General features: G+C 66.7%; 9 protein-coding genes and 1 pseudogene. 5 read left to right on the top strand and 5 right to left on the bottom strand.

What is annotated here, in order from left to right; translation table 11 throughout:
- The first annotated feature begins 320 nt into the window (after positions 1-320).
- The 4 genes and pseudogenes from IF651_RS17190 to IF651_RS17200 all read left to right on the top strand — a co-directional run bounded on the left by IF651_RS17190 (position 321) and on the right by IF651_RS17200 (position 2,829).
- Complete coding sequence (locus IF651_RS17190; RefSeq protein ID WP_277818696.1) at positions 321-893, top strand: molybdopterin-dependent oxidoreductase; 573 nt, start codon at positions 321-323, stop codon at positions 891-893.
- Positions 862-999, top strand: coding sequence for a molybdopterin-dependent oxidoreductase (locus tag IF651_RS18380; protein WP_422110507.1), 138 nt, complete (start codon positions 862-864; stop codon positions 997-999). The genes IF651_RS17190 and IF651_RS18380 overlap by 32 nt, the downstream gene beginning before the upstream one ends.
- 116 nt (positions 1,000-1,115) lie before the next feature.
- Positions 1,116-2,364, top strand: a pseudogene (locus tag IF651_RS17195) (IS256 family transposase).
- Between the two features lie 66 nt (positions 2,365-2,430).
- On the top strand, positions 2,431-2,829 hold the full coding sequence (locus IF651_RS17200; RefSeq protein ID WP_191830357.1) for a molybdopterin-binding protein: 399 nt from the start codon (positions 2,431-2,433) through the stop codon (positions 2,827-2,829).
- A 252-nt stretch (positions 2,830-3,081) separates the two neighbouring features.
- On the opposite strand, the gene IF651_RS17205 is transcribed toward IF651_RS17200, so the two are convergent.
- The 5 genes from IF651_RS17205 to IF651_RS17225 form a co-directional block, all read right to left on the bottom strand.
- Positions 3,082-4,212, bottom strand: a complete 1,131-nt coding sequence (locus tag IF651_RS17205; RefSeq protein ID WP_191830358.1) for an NAD(P)/FAD-dependent oxidoreductase — start codon at positions 4,210-4,212, stop codon at positions 3,082-3,084.
- Between the two features lie 141 nt (positions 4,213-4,353).
- A complete protein-coding gene (locus IF651_RS17210) occupies positions 4,354-4,656 on the bottom strand; it encodes a putative quinol monooxygenase (protein ID WP_094450912.1) in 303 nt (100 codons plus the stop codon).
- Positions 4,653-5,222, bottom strand: coding sequence for a type 1 glutamine amidotransferase domain-containing protein (locus IF651_RS17215; protein ID WP_191830359.1), 570 nt, complete (start codon positions 5,220-5,222; stop codon positions 4,653-4,655). The genes IF651_RS17210 and IF651_RS17215 overlap by 4 nt, the downstream gene beginning before the upstream one ends.
- 1 nt (position 5,223) lies before the next feature.
- Positions 5,224-6,390 (bottom strand): glutathione-independent formaldehyde dehydrogenase, encoded by a 1,167-nt coding sequence (locus IF651_RS17220; protein ID WP_191830360.1) that lies wholly within the window; start codon positions 6,388-6,390, stop codon positions 5,224-5,226.
- A 420-nt stretch (positions 6,391-6,810) separates the two neighbouring features.
- Positions 6,811-7,428, bottom strand: coding sequence for a recombinase family protein (locus IF651_RS17225; protein WP_191830361.1), 618 nt, complete (start codon positions 7,426-7,428; stop codon positions 6,811-6,813).
- A 419-nt stretch (positions 7,429-7,847) separates the two neighbouring features.
- On the opposite strand from IF651_RS17225, the gene IF651_RS17230 reads away from it, so the two are divergent.
- A complete protein-coding gene (locus tag IF651_RS17230; RefSeq protein WP_232089073.1) occupies positions 7,848-8,324 on the top strand; it encodes a P-loop nucleotide/nucleoside kinase family protein in 477 nt (158 codons plus the stop codon).
- The last annotated feature ends 370 nt before the right edge of the window (positions 8,325-8,694 follow it).

Raw genomic sequence — 8,694 nt, forward strand, 5'->3', positions numbered from 1 at the left:
AAGGTAGCGTCGCTCACGTCGAGGTCTTCTGGATGGGTTGGTGTAGGAACCCCCATCATCAGGGGACCTCGACCCGCATCCCGACCAGATCAGCCCGCCGGCGCTACACCTTCAGATCGGATGAGCCCGTTTACGTCCAGTCGTGTTCGCAAGGGGATCGGTCACCGGTACGCTGCGCTGGCGCACCGTCGCGCGGAACGCGCAGAGAAGGGCCGGCTCGCGGGCAACGCTACGTCTCAAGATCGGTGAGGCCGCGCAAATCTCGCTTCAGGCTGCGGTCCTAGTATCGGCTGGTGGGCCAGTACGAAACTCGCGGTGACATGGTGGTTCACGAGTCGCGACCCTTCAACGCCGAGAGTGGTCTGGCGGGGTTCACCGAGGTGCTTACTCCGACGGACGCGTTCTACGTTCGCGGACACGGCGAGGTGCCCGAGGTGGATCCTGACGCGTGGCGTCTGCGGATTCACGGTGCGGTTGAACGCGAGCTCGAGCTGTCGTTGTCGACCTTGCGCGAGGTGTTCGCTGAGCGCGAGGTGACCGCTACCCTGCAGTGCGCCGGCAACAGACGTGCGGGACTCATGGCGGTCAGTGACATCCCTGGCGAGGCGCCGTGGGGACCCGGCGCAACCGGCACGGCGACGTGGAGCGGCATCGCCCTCGCTGACGTGCTCGCTCTCGCCAAGCCGCTCCCGGGGGTCGAACACATCGGGTTCGTCGGGGCCGACATCTCCACCGAGGCCCGACCCGCCCAGCGTTTCGGAGGCTCCGTCCCGTTGGCGAAGGCCGTCCGCCCAGAGGTCATCCTGGCGTGGGCGATGAACGGCGAGCCCCTTGCCCCCCGTGCACGGCGCCCCGGTGCGCGTGGTCGTCCCGGGCTACATTGGCGCGCGTAGCGTCAAGTGGCTCGAGGAGATCGCGGTCCGCAGCACTCCCTGGGCCGGCTACTTCCAAGACGTGGTTTATCGGCTGCTGCGCGAAGACCAGTCACCTGCGAGTTGAGTCCCGCATAGTGGTGTAGCGCCCGGTGGTCCAGCACGTCATTCCTGACATGGACGCGGCCACCGTGTGATCCTTCGAGTCAACCTCTCACAGAATCCTCGAATGGAGTCACCACGATGACCGCTGCTCATATTGTCGACCCTGCCGGCCTGCTGGGCGAAGCCCTGCGTGAGGCGTCTCCGGACATGATGCGCCACCTGCTGCAGACCATGATCAACACCCTGCTCTCCGATGACGCCGACGCGGTGGTCGGCGCCGAATGGGGCAAACCCACCCCGACACGGTCCGCCCAGCGCAACGGGTACCGGCACCGGGATCTGGATACCCGGGTCGGCACGGTCGATGTGGCCATCCCGAAGCTGCGCTCCGGGACCTACTTCCCGGAGTGGTTGCTCGAACGCAGGAAGAGGGCGGAGTCCGCCCTGATCACCGTGGTCGCGGACTGCTATCTGGCTGGGGTGAGCACCCGCCGGATGGACAAGTTGGTCGAGACCCTGGGCATCAACGCCCTGTCGAAGTCCCAGGTCTCGCGGATGGCCACCGAGCTCGACGAACAGGTCGAGTCCTTCCGCCATCGCCCGCTCGGGGAGGCCGGGCCGTTCACGTTCGTGGCGGCCGACGCGCTGAGCATGAAGGTCCGCGAGGGCGGCCGGGTCGTCAACGCGGTGGTCCTGCTGGCCACCGGCGTCAACGGCGACGGCCACCGCGAGGTGTTGGGCCTGCGAGTCGCCACGTCGGAGACCGGGGCGGCGTGGAACGAGTTCTTCGCCGACCTGGTGGCCCGCGGTCTGGCCGGGGTCCGCCTGGTCACTTCTGACGCCCACACCGGACTCAAGGACGCCATCGCGGCGAACCTGCCCGGGGCCACCTGGCAGCGCTGCCGGACCCACTACGAACCTGATGGGCATCACCCCGAAGAACATGTGGCCGGCCGTGAAGGCCATGCTGCACAGCGTGTACGACCAGCCCGATGCGGCCAGCGTGCACGCGCAGTTCGACCGGTTGCTGGACTACGTCACCGAGAAGCTGCCGGCGGTGGCCGAGCACCTGGACGCCGCCCGGGCGGACATCCTGGCGTTCACCACGTTCCCCAAGGACGTCTGGACGCAGGTCTGGTCGAACAACCCGGCCGAGCGGCTCAACCGGGAGATCCGCCGCCGCACCGACGCGGTGGGCATCTTCCCCAACCGGGCGGCCATCGTCAGGCTGGTCGGGGCGGTGCTGGCCGAGCAGACCGATGAATGGGCCGAGGGCCGACGCTACCTCGGTCTCGAAGTCCTGGCCCGCTGCAGGCTCACCCCCGTGAGCGACACCGGAGACGAGGTGGACCCCGACGCCGAACTCACCCTCGGCCTCAGCGCCTGACCCCCATGAAGGATCAGACCGCTACACCACCACGAGGGGCTTGACCCACCTGCGCCCGGGATCGGGATGCCCCTGGACCTGGTGGCCCTGAATTCCGACGTGGTGTCCCCGGCCGACGGTGCCAGGGTCGCCCCGGGGCCGTTGGAGATCCGCGGTTACGCCTTCGCCGGCGGCGAGCGGTCGGTCTCTCGCGTCGACGTCTCGCTGGACCGTGGAGTGACCTGGGAGCCGGCCGAGTTGTTGGACGACCTCGGACCGTGGGCCTGGCGGCATTGGAGGATCGAGGTTGATCTTCACCAAGGTGAGCACCAGATCATTGTTCGCGCATGGGACACCTCGGCCGCTACGCAGCCAGAGGACGAAGCCGCGCTGTGGAACCCCAAGGGGTACGTCAACAACGCCCGCCCCCGCATCACCGTGCACGCTGTGTCGCCCGATGAGCGCAGCAGGCAACCTGACGGCTAGGTCCGAACCCCGCACTGCGACGCGGTTTCATCATCCAGCGCCGGGTCGCACCGCGAGCGGATCCCGCAGTGACGGATCCCGCTGCGGCACCTCCGCGTACCGATCCTCACGATGAAGACACCCCATGACAAGGTGGTTGAGCCTGTGACTGCTGTCCAGCCGCAACTTTTGGGTTGACCCAGGGCGGGCTGCCGTTGTCCTCGACGAGGAGACGTTTACCCATTGAGTGCGTCCGTTCTGGGGTCAGGCGAACTATCGCAGGGCTTCGCCGAGGCGAGCGGCGGGCGTGAGGTCGGCGGCGAGACCGCCGCCGGTCGCAGCCCGGGCAAGAGCGCGACCCAGCGCAGGTGCCTGCTTGAACAGATTGTGACCGGCCACAAAAATGACAGAGCCTGCCTCCCACACGGCCACGCCGTCCTCGCTCCATGGGAGGTCGGTCACCCAGCAGTGAAGAAAGTCGCGCGGCTCTGGGTGGAGACCGGGCAGCGCCCGTGTCACGTATTCGCGCGCGCGTTCGTCCAGCGATCGAATCGCCGCAGGGTCGATGAACGTTCCGTCGTCGCGGACGCCGACGGTTTCGCTGAGTCCGACCGAATAACTGCTGTTGCCCGGTAGCGGCGTCGCGTACACGCCGACTTCGCCGAAGACGCCGCTGCTGTCCTGCAGGCACGCGACTCGTGCCGGGGCGGCGGCTTTCACGTCGAAGGTCAGCCGGACGTGTGCGGCAAGGCGAACCGGCAGCGACAGGCCGACGCTGCGGGCCAGGCGGGCAGTTTCGCGGCCGGCGCACACGACCACCTTGGAGTAGACAGCCCGGTCGGTGACGCTGCGCACCTCGACCGTCCCATCGGCGCGGGGATCGATGGAGATGACCTCTGCGGTGGTGACGGCATCTGCGAGGGCACCCGCGAGTGCCGTGATCGCGGTGCGGGTGCGGATCGCGCCGCCCGACTCGTCGAGCACCGCTGGCCCCGAGTACCCAGCGAGCAGCGGCATTCGCTGGGCGAGCTCGGCTGCATCGATCTCGTGCGCTTCCACGCCGCCGACCTGGTCGAGCACCCGCAGCCGCGCCAGGGCGCTGTCGCCGATCGCCACGACACCGTCTGATGAGACCAGCTCGACGTCGAAGTGTTCGGCCCACTCATCCCATACGCCGCGGCTTTCGCGCGCGAAAGCGACGAGTCGCGGGTCGTCGTGGGCATGCCGGAAGATCCGCGACTCGCCTGCGGACTGACCCGTTCCGGGCAGACCGGCCTCGTACAAGCGCACCGGCACGTCCTGCTCCCGCAGCGCGTACGCCGTCGACAGACCGACGATCCCGCCCCCGATCACTGCTACCTCGGGTGAACGCGTCGGGGCAACGTCGTCGTCAGTTCCTGTCATCGCGGTTCCTCGATCTGTTAGGGATGTGCGATAGGCCGCAAGAGAAGGGGCCGCTGCCACGACGTCAACGGGCTGTGTCAGCCCGAAGTCACCGCGCGCAGCGACCCCTCATGTCGGGGTCAGTACTCCCGGTCTGTGGTGTCAGGCGGGAAGTTTGGAGCCCAACACGTCGAGCTTCTCGATCGTCGGTTCGGAGAACAACGCACCGGTCTGCTCGCCGAGAGCTACCGCAACAGGGCCGGACAGGTGAGCGTCACGTCCGGCGTCATCGGGGAACACGTCGAAGATCCCGAAGGAGGAGGGCCCGAGGCGGATCGCGAACCACGCGGTGGTCGCCGGCTCTTCCTCAACAAGCGCACGGCCGCTGTCAAGGAACTCCTTCACGTCGTCCTCCTTGCCGGGCAACGCGTCAAACCTGACCAGCAATCCCTTGGTCACACTCATGACTTCTCCTCTTCCTTTGCCGTGGTGCCCGCGAGTTGGGACACGATCGCCTCGGAGAACGCCGGCAGGTCCTCCGGCGAGCGGCTGGTGATGAGATTCTTGTCGACCACGACCTCCTGGTCAACGACGTTCGCGCCGGCATTGCGCAGATCCGTGCGGATGCTCGGGAAGGACGTCAGGGTGCGACCGGTGGCCACGCCGGCCTCGATCAACGTCCACGGTCCGTGACAGATCGCCGCCACCGGCTTGCCGCTCTCGACGAAGTCCCGGACGAAGGCGACAGCGTCCTCGTCGACCCGGAGCTTGTCGGGGTTCACCGTGCCGCCCGGAAGCACCAAGGCGTCGTAGTCGGCCACCGAGGCCTCAGCCACCAGCCCGTCGACGCCGAACGTCCCCGCCGGATCCAGGTCGTTCTCGCGGGCCTTGATCTCGCCGTCGTGGATCGAGAGGACCTCGGTCTGAGCGCCGGCCCTGTCCAGAGCCTCGCGGGGTTGCTCGAGTTCGACGCGCTCGACCCCGTCCGCGGCGAGGATCGCGACTCTCTTGCCCTGCAGATCCGCGGCCATATCAGCTCGCCTTCTTCTCGGTCGACATGCCGGGCTTGATGAGGACCTTGGTCCAACCCTTGGACCTGGAGTCGAAGTTCTTGTAGGCGTCGGCGGCTTGGTCCAGCGAGATTTCATGGGAGACGATCCAGGAAGGGGTCGCCTTGCCGGCCGCGATCAAGTCTCGCAGCTGGCGGTTGTACTTCTTGACCGGGGCTTGACCGTTGCCCATGGTCTGTCCCTTGAACCAGTGGGTGCCGAAGTCGATGGCTGCCTTGCCCTGCTTGGCCAATTCGCCCTTGGCCCCCGGGTCCTGGGGGACGAACACGCCAACGGTGCCGATTCCTCCGGTGAAGCGGACCGAGTTGATGAGCATGTTCAGCGTGGCGGCGGTGTCTTCGTTGCCCTGGGGATCGTGGGCCTGGTAGCCCACGCATTCGCAGCCACGGTCGGCTCCGAGCCCCATGGTCTCGTCCAGCACGGCCTGCACGGGGTCGGTCTTGGAGTCGTCGATGGCGATCGCTCCGATCTGCTCGGCCAGCGCGAGCCGGTCGGGGTGGCGATCGACCACCATGACCTTCGCGGCGCCCTTGATCGTCGCGGACAGGGCGGCCATCAGCCCGACCGGTCCGGCCCCGGCGATCACGACGCTGTCGCCCGGGATCACGCCGGCCATCTCGGTGGCGTGGTAGCCGGTGGGGAAGATGTCGGAGAGCATGACGTAGTCGTTCTCCTTCTCCTCGGCGTCCTCGCCCAGGCGCAGTGCGTTGTGGTCGCCGAAGGGCACCCGGAGCAGCTCGGCCTGGCCGCCGCCGTAGGGGCCCATGTCTGCAAATCCGTAGGCCGCTCCGGCGGCAGACGGGTCAGGCTGGGTGGTGAGGCAGTAGTTGGTCAGGCCGCGTTCGCAGTTCTTACAGAATCCGCACGAGATGTTGAACGGGAGCACAACCCGGTCTCCGACCCTGACCTTCTCCACGCCACTACCGACTTCGATGACCTCCCCCATGTTCTCGTGACCGAACGTCCGGCCTACTTCGAAGGAGGTCCGCCCCTCGTACATGTGGAGGTCCGAGCCGCAGATGTTCGTCGTCGTTACCCTGACCAGGACATCGGTGGGTCGCTCGATCTTCGCGTCCGGGACGTCCTTCGTGCTGACCTGACGGGGTCCCTCGTACACCACTGCTTTCATGTCTACTCCGATCCGATTGTGTTGCTCGATGTCTTTCTGGCAAGGCCTCTCCGACGCCGGCCCCATCGCTAGACAGCAAACGCCCCCAGGAACCACGCGTCAAGGGGCTCGCCTTGAGTTGATGTGTAGCGATCGAGCCGGGATAGTGCCCGGGTCCGCTGCTCGATCCCAAGGCATACGCTCTGTACACGCTTGCGGTGGTCGCGCCATTCGTCCTTGTGCTCGTTATCATCGTGACGTTGACAGCGGTTCTGATGATGAGCCGGTACCGCAACCCCCACCGTACGCCCCCGCTTTTGACCTGCGCACACTCAAGCACGCCTGGCGGGGCATCCCGTAGGACCCGTCCGGTGCTTCGTTTCGCGACGGTGCGCCATACGGAACACCCGTGGCAGGCCTCCCGCCTGTGTTCCGCGGTGGTCATCGACGTTGGGCCAGCACCTTCTGTCCGGCCTCGCGGAGTTCACCGGTGGGTGAGACGTGGCGGTAGAGGGTCTGGCGGGTGATGCCCAGTTCCTTGCAGAGCGCGCTGACGTTGGTGTCCTTCTGGCCCATGGAGGCCATCGCCAGGCGGATCTTGGCCGGGGTCATCTTGTAGGGCCGGCCGCCCTTGCGGCCCCGGGCCCGGGCCGAGGCCAGGCCGGCCTTGGTGCGTTCGGAGATCAGTTCGCGTTCGAACTCGGCCAGGGCCGCGAAGATCCCGAACACCAGCTTGCCGGAGGCGGTGGTGGTGTCGATGGCCGCGCCCTGGCCGGTGAGCACCTTCAGGCCCACGCCCCGCTCGGTGAGGTCGTGCACGATGTTCACCAGGTGGCGCAGGTCCCTCCCGAGCCGGTCGAGCTTCCACACCAGCAGCGTGTCTCCGTCTCGCAGGGCCTTCAGGCAGGAAGCGAGGTGGGGGCGGTCGTCACTCTTGCCGGAGGCCTTGTCCTCGTACAGCGCTTTGGGTTTCACGCCGGCGGCGAGCAAGGCGTCGCGCTGCAGGTCGGTGGCCTGGGACCCGTCGGCCTTGGACACCCGCATGTACCCGACCAGCACCCTGCACCTCCATTGTCATTTATTCGATCGTTTACGTGACAAAGCGACCTCGAAGCCGAGAAATCACGAAAAGTGTCACATAACTCGTCATCTATTCTACGTCGCGCAGACGGTGGTTGCGGCAGTCAATGTGACAGCCGAACTCCGCCGATGCCGGAACCTTCGCCTTTCCTCGCGCACACACGTGCGAGCGGGCAGATTGCTCTGCGGAAATCAGGCCACTTATCTCTGCGATTCACAGCCTCGCCGCGTGGGCGTGCGCGGGGTGTCTCGGTAGGGGATCGGCTTACGGCACGGCGGTATGGTCAAGCGGATTTCCGGGTGATGCCGGCCGTAGGTGATCATGCAGGCCTCGACTCCTACCCGGGCGTCACCGCCTTTGTCCCTCACCTGCGTTGAGCCCGCATAGGGTTGGCTACGTGGACCAGGTCATCCTCATGTGCGGTCCGGCTGGATCGGGGAAGTCGACCTACGCGCGTGGCCTGGAGGCCCGGGGCTATGTCAGGGTCTCGTTCGACGGCGAGGCGTGGGCCCTCGGGCACCGGACCCACCCGATCGGCGACGACGCGCGCCAGGTCGTCAACGGAACGCTCCAGGACAAGCTCGTCGACTGTGTGAAGCAGGGGAAGGGCGTCGTCGTGGACTCCTCGTTCTGGTCCCGTGCCTCGCGCGATGAGTTCAGGCGGCTCTGCGCCCCCCTCGGCGTCGTCCCGGTCGTCTACTACCTGGACACCAGGCGGTCGATCCTCCTGGACAGGTTGGCCCAGCGCGAGAACTCCGGCCCGGACGACATCGCTGTGTCGCGCGAGCGAGCGATCGCGTACATCGACGGGTTCGAGACGCCCACACCTGAAGAAGGCCCACTCAGGATCGTCCACGTGACAAGCCCGATGTGATCGTGGCTGCGCCCAGACCGGCGCCACGCCCACGCTGGTCGCCCTCCTGACTCGAAGGGGTATCCCCGGTGGGCGGTCTCGCAGAGACACATCACAGTCGCCGATTCTCATTGCCTGCCCCGGCTTCATTCCTCAGCTACAGCTCGCACGCCTGCGTCGGATCTGCTCATCGACCGGCGCAATTCTCGAGCCGCCGCTGCGGTCTCAAGAAACCTCTCCGTCGGCGCCGCCCATTCAAGGACCGGTCAAGCCCCTTGGAGTGGTGTAGCGCTGCGTGATCTTTGTTGGGGTCAGGCGCTGAGCTCGAGCATGGGGTCGGGGTTCACCTCGATTCCCGGATCGGTGACGGTCGTGAGGCGGCATCTGGTGA

The organism is Cellulosimicrobium arenosum, assembly GCF_014837295.1.
Classification (GTDB): domain Bacteria; phylum Actinomycetota; class Actinomycetes; order Actinomycetales; family Cellulomonadaceae; genus Cellulosimicrobium; species Cellulosimicrobium arenosum.

Bases quoted from the DNA above. Each gene is read 5' to 3' on its own strand.
- IF651_RS17210 (WP_094450912.1), bottom strand. From the start codon at position 4,656: ATGAGTGTGACCAAGGGATTGCTGGTCAGGTTTGACGCGTTGCCCGGC.
- IF651_RS17205 (WP_191830358.1), bottom strand. From the start codon at position 4,212: ATGACAGGAACTGACGACGACGTTGCCCCGACGCGTTCACCCGAGGTA.
- IF651_RS17190 (WP_277818696.1), top strand. From the start codon at position 321: ATGGTGGTTCACGAGTCGCGACCCTTCAACGCCGAGAGTGGTCTGGCG.
- IF651_RS17200 (WP_191830357.1), top strand. From the start codon at position 2,431: ATGCCCCTGGACCTGGTGGCCCTGAATTCCGACGTGGTGTCCCCGGCC.
- IF651_RS17215 (WP_191830359.1), bottom strand. From the start codon at position 5,222: ATGGCCGCGGATCTGCAGGGCAAGAGAGTCGCGATCCTCGCCGCGGAC.
- IF651_RS17220 (WP_191830360.1), bottom strand. From the start codon at position 6,390: ATGAAAGCAGTGGTGTACGAGGGACCCCGTCAGGTCAGCACGAAGGAC.